Raw genomic sequence first — 14,473 nt, 5'->3', positions numbered from 1 at the left:
TAATAAAACTTATTCTAAATCTCTTTCAAAATATAGCTGCAAATAGTAATTTTAAATCGTTTAAAAATTTAGTTTAAACCCAATCTTCTGATTTAAAACAAATTAAAACATTAAAAATATTTTACGTAACTTAGCAGACTTTTTATAAAAATTTTAATATATGACAAATTCTAGAGCAAGAGAAACTACCGAGGCAATTGAAAGACTATACATTTCTATGAGACACCTGTTTTATAGAGGTTTTTTCAAGCCAAGCGGAGTTTCAGGAGAAAGCATTAGAAGTTTGTTGAAGACGATCAATCCCGAGATTTACGGTACCATGAGCATTCCAAGCAAATTGGAACTCGATGGTTTGATGTATGTTTTAGACAGACTTCCGGAAGGAATAGAAGAATGTGCTTTCATTCATCTTACATCAGACGAAGGTTTTGATAAAGGAAGTTTTGAGCCGATCGTTCCTAAAAAGAGAAGAAGAAACTGTTACCGAATTGATGAACACCAGATGAATATCGAAGTTCTTTTAGGGCGTTCCGAGATCTATGATATTCTTACCCATCTTACCTTCTTATTTATAGAAGCCGATAAAATCAGAAATCTTGCATTCATTCAGGATGAAAACTGGAAGCCGACAAGAGCTTTTAAAATCATCGAAGAAGTAGTGAAAGGCGAGAAAAAATTCAGTAGGAGAGAAAAAGAAGTCGCACTGATTCACCTTTCTTCTTTAATAGGAAGAACTTTTGATGAAACGTTAAACGCTTACAATACTTTCGGTGACGACGAAAATCCGGACAGATTATTCAAAATAATTTATCATTTAGGAAAAGTAAGTCTGGAAGATGCAAAACAGAGCCGCGAAAGAGAAATTTACTTCTCAGCCATTCTTAAAGAAAGAGTAGGGCATCACTACTTTGGTGAAAAATGGGCTCACAAAGTGAAAGAAGTTTTATTTGAAAACGATCTTCACATGCGTCCGCTCCACATCATTTCTGCGAATATGCATTCCGTGAAAAATATGCTTTTCGGAAACGATGCTTTAAAGAAAAAACAGAACAAAGATGTAGATTACAAGCTTTATGAAGAAATTTCAAACAAAAAAGACCTTCGTGATAAAGTTTTAAAATATTCATTGGAGCAAGGTTTAATTTACATCGATGACAAAAGCGGAAGTAATATCGATGTTCAGATTATTGATTTGAGTAAAATTGATTTAAAAAATACGCCGTTCAGCCATACTAAATTCAATGGTGATGATGTAGTTTTAGTCTTCGATTACGCTTTTGGTGAACAGGCATTTGAAGTGATGGACGAACTTCTAAGGCCATTCGAACAGAAAGGCGAAGTCTACATGATGAAAGTGAAATCTGTTTCCATTATGGGGAAAGCCGGAATTCTTGCCGGAGGAAAAGGTGATATTATGATCCCGACTTCTCACATCTTTGAGGGAACTGCCGATAATTATCCATTCGAAAATGCTTTGAAAAAAGAAGATTTCTTTGATGACGAATTACAGGCTTTCGAAGGACCGATGATTACCGTTTTGGGAACATCTCTTCAAAACAGAGATATTCTACAATATTTCATGAACACTTCATGGAAAGCAATCGGGCTGGAAATGGAAGGTGCGCATTACCAAAAAGCAATTCAGGTAGCGTCTAAAATAAGACATCACATTTATCCCGATTTATTTGTAAGTTACGCTTATTATGCTTCTGATAATCCACTGGAAACAGGAGCCACGCTTTCTTCAGGAGGTTTAGGATTAACCGGAGTAAAACCAACTTACCTCATCACTTTAAGAATTCTTGAAAAGATTTTAACGAGCGGAGCGAAAGAAGTTTCTGATAAAAAATAGTTTTCAACTTAATATAATTTAATCCTTCAAGGTTTTCAAAACCTTGAAGGATTTTTAATTTTTAATAATGTATCTCTTCAAAGATTTCCCAGATTTTCCAAATGATTGCGCATAATTATGATGATAAAATATTTGCAGTCTGTGAAAAAGATTTGCTTAGCCTGTAAAATCAGCGAGAGAAAATAATTATCTTTAGAAAAACAAAACAATGACCACAACCTCACAATTAGCCAAAAGATTCCGGGAAGTTTTATTAGATGGAAAATGGATTGCCAATACCAATTTTAAAGATCAGCTTTCAGATGTAACCTGGGAAGAGGCAACTGTAAAAATTGATTCTTTAAATACAATTGCAATGCTTACTTTTCATATCGATTATTACATTGCAGGATTGATTACTGTTTTTGAAGGAGGAGATTTAGAAATAAGAGATCAATTCAGTTTTGATCTACCACCAATTGAATCCCAAGCTCAGTGGGAAAAATTGTTTAACAAACTTCTTCATGATGCAGAAAAGTTTGCGCTTTTATTAGAGCAAATGCCCGATTCTAAAATGAATGATGCTTTCGTTGATGAAAAATATGGAACTTACCTTAGAAATATCGATGGAATGATCGAACATTGTTATTATCATTTGGGACAGATTACTTTGATTAAGAAATTGATTTTATCTAACCACGAATAACGCTAATGTTTTTCACGAATAACACAAATTTAATAGTGTCTATTTGTGCTTTTCATTTGTGAAATTTGTTTTTAAATTTTTTCGAGATTGCACAGTTTGTATGAGATGATCTGTGAAAATCTGTGAAATCCGTGGGAGTACTTTCCTCAATTAAGCAACGAACATTCGTGCATTCGTGGCAATAAAATTAAAATTACCTACCTTTAGACAAATAAAATTTATCAATGAAATCGCCAAGATTTGCCCATTCAATCACTTATGAATATATTGCGATTCTATATGACCTTTAAAACAATAAACAACGACATATGAAAAAATCGTTAATCATCCTTTGTGTGTTTGTTATCTCACAGTTTCAGGCTCAGCAAAAAGCCTATTATCAGCAGGCTGCACAATATAAAATGGATATCGACGTCAATGCAGAAGAATTTACTTATCAGGGAACTCAGACCTTAAAATATCAAAATAATTCGCCCGACGAACTCGATGTCGTCTATTTTCATCTTTACTGGAATGCATTTAAGCCAAACTCAATGATGGATCAGAGAGTGGCGAATCAGGGGAAAAACGGCGACTCGAGATTACAGAAAGATGGAATTTCAAGACTGGCTTCCATTCCGAAAAATGAGGAAGGTGCCCAAAATATTCACTGGATTAAACAGAACGGAAAAAATCTGAAGTTTGAAATTCAGGAAACCGTGATGAAAGTGTATCTGGATAAACCGATGAAGCCCCGTTCAAAAACAACTTTCACGATGGAATGGGATGCAGTAATTCCGCAACAAATCAGAAGAGCAGGAAGAAACAACCGTGAAGGCGTTGACATGACGATGACGCAATGGTATCCCAAAATTGCAGAATACGATTACGACGGTTGGGCAACTTTCGATTATGTGGGAAGAGAATTTCATGCACCGTTTGCCGATTTCGATGTGAATATAAAAATTAATAAAGATTACGTTGTAGGAGCAGGAGGAACGCTTTTAAATCCAAAAGAAGTAAAAGGTTATGACGTTTCAGCGCAGATAAAAACCGAACAAAATAAAGCGACCTGGAAATGGAAAGCTAAAAATATGCTCGATTTTGCATGGGCAGCAGACAAAGATTATTCGGTAGAAAGTTTTGATGTTGCTCAAGGTCCGAAAGTATATTTCGTGTATCAGAAAAATGATAAAACAAAAGCATGGGGAGAAGCAAAACCTTATGTTACAAAATATTTCCAGATTATGAATTCTAAATTCGGAAAATATGCTTATCCTTCTTATGCATTCATCCAAGGTGGAGACGGAGGAATGGAATACGGGATGTGTACCATGATTTTAGGCGAAGCAAAAGATGTGGAAGATTTAATGGGATTAATGGTTCACGAAGGGTCACACTCCTGGTATCAGCAAATGTTGGCAACCAACGAACCGACAAGACCGTGGATGGATGAAGGTTTTACGAGTTACGCTGAAAGTTACGTAATGAATCAGTTGTTTCCACCAAAAGATAACAGACCGAATGCTTTTGTTGAAAAGCTTGATGCGTACAGAAATTTTATCAAAAAGGGAATTGAAGAGCCTGCAGTTTGGTTAGGCGACCATCATGATAACGGTTCGGCGTATTCTTATGCGAGTTATGTGAAAGGAGAATTGTACTTGGTACAGTTGGGTTACATTGTTGGTGAAGAGAATTTATCCAAAATTATGACTGAATATTTCAAAGAATGGAGCATGAAACATCCTACAGACAGAGATTTCTTACATATTGCGCAGAAAGTTTCGGGAATGGATTTAAAGTGGTTTCATCATTATTGGATTAATACCACAAAAACTATCGATTACGGAATTAAAGACGTGCAATATGGTGAAAAATCAACAACGATTACCTTAATTAATAATGGACAAGTTCCGATGCCGATTGATTTTTCTGTGATTACTTCTGATAAAAAAATCGTTAATTACCAGATTCCGCTAAATATGACACATACGTGGAAAACCAAAGATGCGTTCGGAGAATTTACTACATTGAAATATTGGCCATGGACGCAGAAAGAATATACGTTTACAATTCCGTACAGCAAGTCTCAATTGAGTGCTTTGGGAATAGATTTCAGCGAAAGATTGGCTGATGTAAATCCTGAAGACAATTTTGTTGAAGTAAAGTAACAATTTTAAATAATTTAAAATGCCCGAAGAGTTTTTCTTCGGGCATTTTTGTTTATATATTCTTTAGCTGTTCTATTTCTTTCTTCAGCCGTTGGTTTTCTTCTTTAAAGAAAGTGATTTGGTCTAAAAGACTTTCTGTAAGCTTATCAGAACTGTGATAATGATTGGTTTGATTTTGAATCATTCCACTCGCATTATTATCATTAGTTTGTTCGTTATTTCTATTTATTTGCGTGTAACCTTCTTCAGGTTTTAAAATATCATCTAATTCTACATTCAGCGAAGTGCAGATGTTTTCAATGTGATTAATCCATGAATTGGTTTCTCCGTTTTCTATTCTCTGATAAGTAGATCGGGAAATATGCAGCTTTTCTGCAAGCTCTTCCTGAGAAAAGCCTCTTTCTTCTCTGTATGATCTTATTCTTTTGCCGATGCTTGTATTCATGGATGTACTTTTTTGAGTAGAGCAAATATAATTTTTTTTCTAAAACAAACGTGCATCAAAAATAGGGCATTGCTGTTTAAATTATTTATCACATATTTGTGGAGTTACAATTTTTTATATTTTTAACCCATTAAAAACAAATGATCTATGAAGAAAAATCTATTTCTCAGGTTATACCTGATTCTTATTATGGTTTTTTCATTACATTCCTGTAGGCAGGAATTCCTACAAGTTGATGCCGAAAACCAGAAAGAACAATTTCAGGTAAGTTTACTCAATCGGCAACAGGTTTATGATATTGCTCCGCTTATGGGGAAGATCTCAGAACTCAAAAAAAAGAGTTTTAGCCAGACGAATAACTTATATGGAAGAAAAGTGCAGGATTCTATTCTAGATGGTGCTATTATCGGTACCAATCAGGTTCTTCTGGTGGAAAAAGACGGTAAGAAAACCTACACATTTCCTGTTTTTAGAAGTTTTATTTCGCACAAAACTGAAAGCCTAATACTGAAAGAGAATAACGACAGCAGCTTTAGTGGGATTCTCATTCAGTATGATGTGACCAAAGAGGAAAAAGAGCAGTTTATCAGCGGGCAAAATGTAGACATTTCTTCAAAAACAAAAATCTATGATATTGAGAAGATCAATATAAATACAAATGCAAATGTAAAATTAAATGTAGATGTTATAGGCTGCTTTGTCATAACATGGGAAACAGGATGGTGTTCTGCAAATGTACATTATACAGGCGGTCCGGGAGGTTGCTCTGTTGGCGGAGCACCTGCGCCCATGATACAGTCTATAGAATATGTCTGCGAAAATGGTAATCCTGCTGATACCGGAGACAGTGGAGAATCTGGTCCTTCTGGTCCGGTAGCAGGTGGAGGTATTGATCTGGGTGCTTATTTTTCGATACCATTTATCTCTATAGGTTACCAGTATTATGAGACAGAAGATGATCTAGATCCTAACTACCTGCATTACCTTAGTGTTGTCAGTTATTTTTCATCATTGGGTGCTTCCTATAATCAGCTGAGGGCAGCAAATCCCGATTTGTTTTATTATACCTTTTTCTATTTTAAGGATAATGGGATCAATCCTATTACAAAGGCATTTATCAAAGATTAGTGGGGCTTAATGCATGGTATGTAGCGGCCAATAATGCTCCCAACAATATTCCTGCCAATAATCAGTATTTTCTGAACTGGGCTTATAAATATCTGGTTCTGAATCCGGATGTTACTTGGGAAGAGTTTTATGAGGAGTATTTGGCAACGCCGTGTGATCAGTTAAAAACAATTAAAGATAAACCCGGTTTTACAAATAAGATGACAGAATTAAAAAATAATGTACCTACAGGAACTCAAGAAAAAGGATTTATCATAAGAGATATACCCAATCAAGAGTTTTCTCCTGTTGTGCAGGGTGGCGGAATGGATGGTGGAGTAATGTTTCCTTTCAAAGATAATACACCACAAGATTTGGAAGAATTGTACCGAACTTATGGCACTGCACATAACCATTTGAGAAATAATATTAAGCACATAGGAGTTTTTACTCCAGAAGACATTGGTGCCCTTTATTATTTGGGAATGTTTGAAACCTTTGCAAGTAGCCCTTATCGATCAGATTTCCCAAAGAAAACAATTATGTATGTTATTACTGATCAAGGATTTTTTGCGATAAAGATTAATGATTTTAATAAATTAGCATCTTTCTCAAAATGGTGGAGCGATATGGTAATAAGTGATTTAAATAATGGAACTGAAAAAGTAAACGAATATATGAAAAGAAATTTTTCAAAACCTGATAAATATAATATTTCCCATACCTCCACAAAAGAGCAACAAATAAAAGGTTTTCTTCGTTTTATCAAAGATAAAAATATTGGGATAGACTTGTATGAAGGCGATAAAAATAGCTTCGGAGATTGGAAGAAACTTGAATTAATTGATAATGGAAGTGGGAATTATAGCTATAACCCAATACCTTGTAACTAAAAATAATAAATATGATTATAAAATTTTTAACACTTATAACTCTACTGATTTGTATTATTCAGTGTAAATCTCAAATTATTATTAATATGGCTGGCGGAAATGGAGTATTACCTTCTAATTATAATGAAACTGGACAGTATTATGAGAAAGATATTAACAATAATCTTGATAATTTTGTTGGAACTTGGGAGTATGTAAATGGAAATGAAAAATTTCAGATTATTTTAACTAAAATTATTAAATATCATATTAATGATTCTGATATAAGTTTAAACTATTATACTGATGGTATTAAATACCAGTATAAGAAGTTTAACAATAATATATTAATTTTTGAGAGCCCTGTAAGACACTATCCTAGTTTTGATACAAAAGACGGTATTATATTAGATGGAGGAATAAAAGACTACGGCAGAATTACTAAAAATATCTATATGCCTCTAACAAATGAATTAGTGTATGCAGGAGGAGGACCGGTAGATGCCAACTGTGAGATTATTAAGATTTCTTCAAATCAAATTAAATTTCATCTTTATTTACGACAGCATTTTCCGAATTATAATATTGAAGTTTATGCGGGACAGCCAGTTTTTAGTTTACCTAATGATGTTACATTAACAAAAGTACCATAATGCACAGAAAAATATATTGGTCAATATTTTTTTTTATTTTTTTTCAGGCATGTACGAGCGTAGTAGGTAAGTATAGAAATACGAGTAACGTATATCTTTATACAATAGAAATTAATAAAGACCATACATATTTTTACACAAGTTCTCCCTATATGACAGGTGATATGTGGTCTTTCGGAACATGGACAAAAAAAAGGAATGTTCTATTTTTGAAACCTCAACCTTTTTATGACACAGTAAGGCTTAAAAATAATGATACTCTGGTTCTATCTATAGATCAAAAAGCAGATCTAATAATTCAAAACCAGAACGAAAAATATTTTAGTATTCTATACGAGATATATTCTAAAGATAATATGTATCCTCAAAATATCAAATTTGTACCATTGATGAATAAAATGATTATCAAGAGAAAAAAATTATATGAGTTTAACAAAAATGGAAAAATAAATAAAAAAAATATCTTTTATAAGTTTAAGTGAAATTTATATTATAAATGCAAAATAATACCTCTGCAAAGAGGTTTTTATCTTTAAAAAAATATATATGAAAAAAATACTACTACTATTCATTTTAACTCTTAGTATATTTATTCAAGCACAACAAAATAGTTCCCCAATTATAACTAACTTACTTTTAGGAAATCCCAAATACATAAAAGAATATGTGATTTTTCTGAATGATTATCGTTCATTTACTTTTATGTCGGGTGACAATGAATATGGTCATAATGTTATAATGACACCTAACAGCTTAAGGGCTAATATGAAAGGTTCATGGTTTGAAACAGATTTTTGCAGATATATAAACAATGAAGCACATTATGATAAAAATGGAAATATCACCAAAGAAATATGGTATTATAAATCAGGAAAAATAGTTGATGATTATGATTATACCTATGATCATTTAAACAGACTCATTACTGAAAAGTCTATAAATGAATACTCCAAAGATTCTTCCCTCTATTTTTATGAAGGAAGCAATAAAATCGCAAAATTAAAAAAAACTTCTTATCAATGGAAGGATGAGCCTATAGAGAGATCTGTGAAAAATCTTGATAACGAAAAACCCTTACTTGTTACAAAATTTGATAGTATTTCTAAGACAGACAGCATTTTTACAATTACAAATGATATATGGAAGAAAATAGGAGAACGTTCTTACACTTCAGCTAAAGACTCTGTATATAATAAAAAATTAAGCCGGGTGAAAATTTATGATAATCAGTATAGGATTATTGAAGAGAAACTTTTCAACTATGAAGATGATCATGAAAATAGAAAAATCTATCTTACTGATCATCTAAAGTATGAATATGATCAATTCGGAAATATCACAAAGCGTATTAATTTCAATGATGGAAATTTATATTCCTATATAATGCTGGGAAATGGGAAAGTAATTAGTGAGGTACAAGCTAGCCACAGCTATAAAAAAACTCAGTACACAATTTATGTTTTTACCAAAGATCAAAAGTTAGAAAGGAGAATATATTATTATGATGATAAAGTTTTGGAAGATGTAAAATTTGAATATAAAGATAATCATATAAGCAAACTATTTTATTTAGAAGCATTTGGAAGTAAGAATGAACAAATAAAATCATCAGTTATTATCTTCAAATACAAATTTGATAGACAAAAAAACTGGACAGAAATCATAAAAAATGTAAATGGCAAGGATTTGTATAAATGGGTAAGAGAAATTGAATATTACAAATAAAGAAGCCACAGAATAATCTACGGTTTTTTTTAATTCATTTAAAGCATTTCCAAAAATCCTTTAGACGATTATACCAAAAGCTCCCGTGGTTTTACACAAATCCACGGGAGCTTTTAGAAAAAGCAGGCTTGCTTTTCAAAAATGCACGCCTGCTTTTTAAAAATGCTTACTTAGCTTTTTCAAACTTCATCACGGCAAGCATTTCTTTGAGATCAATTCCCGGTCGGAAAGCAATTTTTGCCGATTTAATCATAGAAGAATTAAACTTGTCGGCGGTCTCAGCTCCTTCGCTGGTGAGCGTAAGACTGAAAGATCCAAAATCTCCGAATCTTACAATCCTCCCTTCCAACAAATGCTTAGAAAGCGCTTTGGTCAAATCATTCAATACAGCAAGAACGTCGGTGTCACTTACTGTTGTAGAACCACCTGCAATCTCCTTGCTAAGACTTCGGAACGTAACTTCGCCTGTAGATTTGGCGTTTGCATAGAATTTTTTTGGCACTGATTGATCTGAGGGATTACCCTTCTCACTTAGTGAATACTGTACTGGCATATCATCGTGTTTTAAATTGTTAATAATATCAAATATACTATTTAAAATGATATGATATAAATTATTTTTATTTATTGTGGTGTAATGTTGATAAATGTATATTAAAAATGTTGTTTTTACCTGTTATTATATAAAGTTTAAAATTTACTTCGAATTTTAATGTGTAAAAAAGAAATAATTTCCATTATCCCCACATTCAGTGAGAAATTCTGTAACATTTTAAGCATTATCTTTACTAATGATTAAAAAGTAATAAACTATGTTTAAAAGATTTTTGAAGCTGGAGTGGAAAAGTTTTTTTCGGGGCTCTTCATTGGGAATCAATCTTGCGATGAAGATTCTTAGAATTGTCGGGATTTGTTTCTTCGTTTTTTGGCTCGCCATGATGTCTTTCATTGCCTATTATTATGTACAGGACGAAATGGAACAGGATCCGCTGAAAATTATTTCACGTTTTATGATTATTGGCTGGGTTATCGATCTTATGTTTAAATACATGATTCAGCAGATTCCCACGCAGAATATTAAACCTTTTCTTACTTTAAATATTCCTAAGAAAGTGGTGGTTAATTATACTTTAATTAAAACGTTTCTTACGCCGCTGAGCTGGTTTAATTCAATATTTCTCATTACTTTTTGCGGAATTTTAGCCTTCAACGGATATGGTTTCCTGGGAATACTGGCTTGGTTTATAGGAACCTCATCTTTATTTTACCTGAATAATTTCATCAATCTTTTATTTAACGATAAAGAAAATATAGCGATTGGTGCAGGAATTTTAATTGCAGGTTTAGCAGCATTAAATTATTACGAAATTGTTCCTGTTCTTTCTTATTCAGAAAGTGTTTTTTACAGTTTTTATAATCAACCTTATTTTGCGATAGTTTCCGTTCTGTTATTTTCTGCCCTTTGGAAAATCACTTTTAATTACATCCGAAAAGGTTTTTATTTAGATGAAGGTCTCGAAGCGAAAAAAGAGATCGGAAAAACAGAAAACATTGATTTCCTTAATAAATACGGAGCAATTGGAACGTTCATCAACAATGACATTAAAATGCTGAAGCGGAATAAAGTGACAAAAGGGGTGCTTATCGGAAGTTTCATGTTTGTATTTTACGGTTTGCTGATGTTTACCAATGATATTTACAGAACTCCGACGATGATGATGTTTATGGGACTTTTTGTAACGGGAGGTTTTCAGTTTACGTTCGGACAGAGAGTTCCGGCTTTCGACAGTGCTTATTATCCTTTGATGATGACGCAAAATGTTCCTTACAAAGAATATCTGAAAGCAAAATGGTGGCTCATGAATATTGTGACTGCAATTTCTATTGTTATTGCATTGTTTTACGCCTATTTCGGCTGGAATGTTTACTTTGCATTTTTTGCGGCAGGATTGTATAATATCGGTGTGAATTCTCAGTTTACGCTTTGGTCCGGAGCTTATAATAAGAATCTCATCGACCTTAATTCAAAAGAGAAAAGAGTAGGGCAGAAAAATACAATTAGCTTTAAAGCATTTATTTTAATGATTCCCAAAATGCTTTTACCAATGATTGTTTACGGAGTTGTTGAACGTCTCTTCGGAATTTCTGCTGCCGTAATCTCTATCGGAATTCTAGGCCTTCTCGGTTTTCTTTTCCGTGAAAAAATCTTTGATATTATAATTAAAAAATATAAAACGGAGAAATACAGTACAATCGAAGCTTTCAAGAAAGATTAATTTAGAAGAGCCAAGATAAAAGGCAAAAGTGAATACGTTTCATGTTATAAAATTATTCATGTCTTTGCTGAGTGTAACGCCTTTGCGACCGAAAAATATTTATTATTAAAATGAAATAAATCTTTGCGAGCATTGCGTTAAAAACAAACAACAAAATTAAAAATCAAAACAATGATCACAATACAAAATTTAAAGAAAACATACGGTAATGCAACCGTTCTTAATATAGAAAATTTAGAAATTACCAAAGGCGAAACCTTCGGTTTGGTCGGGAACAACGGAGCAGGAAAAACGACACTTTTCAGTTTGATGCTCGATTTGATTCAGCCTACAACAGGTTTTGTAAGTGTTGAGAATATAAAAGTAAACGAATCTGAAGCATGGAAAAATAAAGTTTCCGCATTCATCGATGAAACTTTTCTGATTGGATATCTTACGCCCGAAGAATATTTTTACTTTATCGGCGAATTGAGAGGACAAAATAAGGCTTCTGTTGACGAATTTCTAAAGCAGTTCCACGATTTATTCAACGGAGAAATCGTCAACGCAGGAAAATACGTTCGTGATCTTTCAAAAGGAAACCAGAAAAAAGTCGGAATTGTAGGTGCTTTGATAGGTAAACCGGACATTATTATTCTGGATGAACCTTTTGCAAACCTCGATCCTTCCACACAAATCAAGCTAAAAAACATGATCCGTGAGTTTGCTAAGGAAAATGGCGTTACTTTTTTAATTTCCAGCCATGATCTTGCGCACACAACCGAAGTTTGCAACAGAATTGTTGTGGTAAATAAAGGAGTTGTTGTTCAGGATATCCAGACAACACCTGAAACTTTACGTCAGCTTGAAAAATACTTTGAAGATCAGGTAAATGTCTCTTTAAAAGAACCAATTATTGAATAGTTTTTAGAAATTTAATTGTTATTTTTATCTTCTAATCACAATATAATGAAAGCACTACAATTAATTCTTTTTGTTGCATTATTTTTTATTCCTGTGAAAATATTTTCGCAGAATAACTGTAATATGTCTGTTACTTATTCCGAAATGGCTTTTGAGAAATTTAAAAATGCTTACAAATCAGATTCGTTAGAGAATGCAAAAGTATTTATTAAAAAAGGAGTGGAAGATGCAGAACAGGCTTCTGCTTATGCATTGATTTGCGATTGTCAGCTGGCAAAAAACTATGCGTTGAATGCTGTAACTTTTGGAAATAAAGCGAGTAAAGCCGAAAATTTAGAAGAAGCAAAGAAACAGGCTAAAAAAGCGATGGATATGTCTTTAGATGTAATGACAGCTACTCCTAATTGTAAAAGTGGTTTATAATCCCTACATTAAATTTACAATCCACTTTTCTGAAAATAAAAGTGGATTTTTTTTATATTCATTTTCAGAAGGTTACAATGATTTTAATAAAAAAATAAAAATTTCTGTAACCATTTTAAACTTTCACTGTCTTTACTATAGAAATCGAAGATTATCTCCTTTAGTCGATGAATGTTATTTCGACGAAGTCAAACAGAATAAACCATGAAGCTTTTGTTTAAAAATAAAAAAGAAGATTTACTGAGCCGGCTGAAAAAGCAGGATCCGGCTGCACAGAAAATCTTTTATGACCAAAGTGTAAAAAAATTCCTGAGTGTGGCGAAAAGCTACGTCAGCGATTTATATCAGGCAGAAGATTGTGTGATTAAAGCATTTTGTAAAATTTTTAAACATATAGAAAGCTTTCGTGGGGAAGGGAACTTTGAAGGTTGGGCGAGAAAAATTGTGGTAAACGAATGTCTCAATTTTATTAAAAGCAACAAAACGGTTTTTTACCTCGACGATGTTCATGCTTCTGTTTTGGAAGATTTACAGGAAGAAGTGATCGATTTTGATTTTAATGCACAGGAACTTCTTGATCAGCTTCCGGATGCGTACCGAATGGTTTTCAACCTTTATGTGATTGAAGATTATTCGCATCAGGAAATTGCAGATACACTGAATATTTCTTTGGCAGTAAGCAAAACCCAACTCTTCAGAGCAAAAGAAAAATTGAGAAAGATTTACTTTCAACAACAAAAACAACTGAAAAATGAAAACGTCTAAAGATAATTTTGATTACCAGATAAAAAAACAGATCGACGGGAGAGAGATTGCTCCTTCAAGAGATTTGTGGGCAGAAATCCAGACTCAAACCGAAAACTCTCGTTCTAAGAAATCAAATCTGAACTGGGTATTGATGGCTGCTTGTTTTGTATTGCTATTCGGTTTGGGAACAGTTTTATTTTTAAATAATAATTCTGAACCAACGGTACAAGTTGCTGAAATTGAAAAAACTCCTTCTTCAAAGAAAGAAAATACATTGATACAGCCGGAAAGAATAAATTCTCAAGAAATTATTGTGAAAGATAAGGAGGAAAGATTTACTCAAACTAAACACTCTCCGGTTGAGTTAAAAACAGAAAAAGATGTCTCTATTAAAAACGAACTTCCGTTAATTAAAGAAAATCCTTCTGAAATTGCTTCTCAGATTATTATTCAGAATCAGCCTGCGAAAATTATGGCGAAATCAGATTCGGTAAAGGTTCAGAAGAAAAAGAGATATGTGGATCCTTCAACGCTTCTTTTCTCAGTAGAACATAAAGATGTCATCGATAAATCTAAGGATGGAAGCAACGTAGCGACCATCGACCTGAATAACAAATAATTCAATTTTAAACTAA

14 protein-coding genes are annotated in these 14,473 nt (G+C 33.0%); 12 read left to right on the top strand and 2 right to left on the bottom strand.

Annotated features, from left to right (window positions below; translation table 11 throughout):
• Positions 1–160: 160 nt before the first annotated feature.
• The 3 genes from ACOOWA_RS02235 to ACOOWA_RS02225 all read left to right on the top strand — a co-directional run bounded on the left by ACOOWA_RS02235 (position 161) and on the right by ACOOWA_RS02225 (position 4,687).
• Positions 161–1,852 carry a DUF6909 family protein gene (locus ACOOWA_RS02235; RefSeq protein WP_421372942.1) on the top strand — a complete coding sequence of 564 codons (1,692 nt, stop codon included), beginning with the start codon at positions 161–163 and terminating at the stop codon, positions 1,850–1,852.
• Positions 1,853–2,060: 208 nt separating this feature from the next.
• Positions 2,061–2,537, top strand: coding sequence for a DUF1572 domain-containing protein (locus ACOOWA_RS02230; protein WP_421372941.1), 477 nt, complete (start codon positions 2,061–2,063; stop codon positions 2,535–2,537).
• Positions 2,538–2,845: 308 nt separating this feature from the next.
• Positions 2,846–4,687 carry a M1 family metallopeptidase gene (locus tag ACOOWA_RS02225; protein WP_421372940.1) on the top strand — a complete coding sequence of 614 codons (1,842 nt, stop codon included), beginning with the start codon at positions 2,846–2,848 and terminating at the stop codon, positions 4,685–4,687.
• A gap of 52 nt (positions 4,688–4,739) precedes the next feature.
• On the opposite strand, the gene ACOOWA_RS02220 is transcribed toward ACOOWA_RS02225, so the two are convergent.
• Entirely contained in the window at positions 4,740–5,132 is a 393-nt protein-coding gene (locus tag ACOOWA_RS02220) for a helix-turn-helix transcriptional regulator (RefSeq protein WP_421372939.1), read from the bottom strand.
• A 147-nt stretch (positions 5,133–5,279) separates the two neighbouring features.
• Here ACOOWA_RS02220 and ACOOWA_RS02215 point away from each other — a divergent pair, with 147 nt between their 5' ends.
• The 4 genes from ACOOWA_RS02215 (at position 5,280) to ACOOWA_RS02200 (ending at position 9,489) form a co-directional block, all read left to right on the top strand.
• Positions 5,280–6,260 carry a hypothetical protein gene (locus tag ACOOWA_RS02215; protein WP_421372938.1) on the top strand — a complete coding sequence of 327 codons (981 nt, stop codon included), beginning with the start codon at positions 5,280–5,282 and terminating at the stop codon, positions 6,258–6,260.
• On the top strand, positions 6,260–7,132 hold the full coding sequence (locus tag ACOOWA_RS02210; protein WP_421372937.1) for a hypothetical protein: 873 nt from the start codon (positions 6,260–6,262) through the stop codon (positions 7,130–7,132). The genes ACOOWA_RS02215 and ACOOWA_RS02210 overlap by 1 nt, the downstream gene beginning before the upstream one ends.
• Before the next feature lie 11 nt (positions 7,133–7,143).
• Positions 7,144–7,764, top strand: coding sequence for a DUF6705 family protein (locus tag ACOOWA_RS02205; RefSeq protein ID WP_421372935.1), 621 nt, complete (start codon positions 7,144–7,146; stop codon positions 7,762–7,764).
• Between the two features lie 546 nt (positions 7,765–8,310).
• Positions 8,311–9,489 carry a hypothetical protein gene (locus ACOOWA_RS02200; protein ID WP_421372933.1) on the top strand — a complete coding sequence of 393 codons (1,179 nt, stop codon included), beginning with the start codon at positions 8,311–8,313 and terminating at the stop codon, positions 9,487–9,489.
• A 166-nt stretch (positions 9,490–9,655) separates the two neighbouring features.
• On the opposite strand, the gene ACOOWA_RS02195 is transcribed toward ACOOWA_RS02200, so the two are convergent.
• On the bottom strand, positions 9,656–10,042 hold the full coding sequence (locus tag ACOOWA_RS02195) for an HU family DNA-binding protein (RefSeq protein WP_421372930.1): 387 nt from the start codon (positions 10,040–10,042) through the stop codon (positions 9,656–9,658).
• 259 nt (positions 10,043–10,301) lie between these two features.
• On the opposite strand from ACOOWA_RS02195, the gene ACOOWA_RS02190 reads away from it, so the two are divergent.
• From ACOOWA_RS02190 to ACOOWA_RS02170, 5 genes are all read left to right on the top strand, one after another.
• Positions 10,302–11,765, top strand: a complete 1,464-nt coding sequence (locus tag ACOOWA_RS02190; protein ID WP_421372929.1) for a DUF5687 family protein — start codon at positions 10,302–10,304, stop codon at positions 11,763–11,765.
• A gap of 171 nt (positions 11,766–11,936) precedes the next feature.
• The gene (locus ACOOWA_RS02185) at positions 11,937–12,668 is read left to right on the top strand and encodes an ABC transporter ATP-binding protein (protein WP_421372928.1); all 732 of its coding nucleotides are present in this window, start codon (positions 11,937–11,939) and stop codon (positions 12,666–12,668) included.
• Positions 12,669–12,713: 45 nt separating this feature from the next.
• Positions 12,714–13,091 (top strand): hypothetical protein, encoded by a 378-nt coding sequence (locus ACOOWA_RS02180; RefSeq protein ID WP_421372927.1) that lies wholly within the window; start codon positions 12,714–12,716, stop codon positions 13,089–13,091.
• Positions 13,092–13,295: 204 nt separating this feature from the next.
• Positions 13,296–13,856: an RNA polymerase sigma factor gene (locus tag ACOOWA_RS02175; RefSeq protein ID WP_421372926.1), complete on the top strand. Its 561-nt coding sequence runs from the start codon at positions 13,296–13,298 to the stop codon at positions 13,854–13,856.
• Entirely contained in the window at positions 13,843–14,457 is a 615-nt protein-coding gene (locus tag ACOOWA_RS02170) for a hypothetical protein (protein ID WP_421372925.1), read from the top strand. The genes ACOOWA_RS02175 and ACOOWA_RS02170 overlap by 14 nt, the downstream gene beginning before the upstream one ends.
• The last annotated feature ends 16 nt before the right edge of the window (positions 14,458–14,473 follow it).

It is taken from the genome of Chryseobacterium sp. GP-SGM7, from assembly GCF_049166575.1.
Taxonomy (GTDB): domain Bacteria; phylum Bacteroidota; class Bacteroidia; order Flavobacteriales; family Weeksellaceae; genus Chryseobacterium.
The sequence above is the reverse complement of the archived record's forward strand: the minus strand, read 5'-3'. Positions and strand labels throughout refer to the sequence as shown.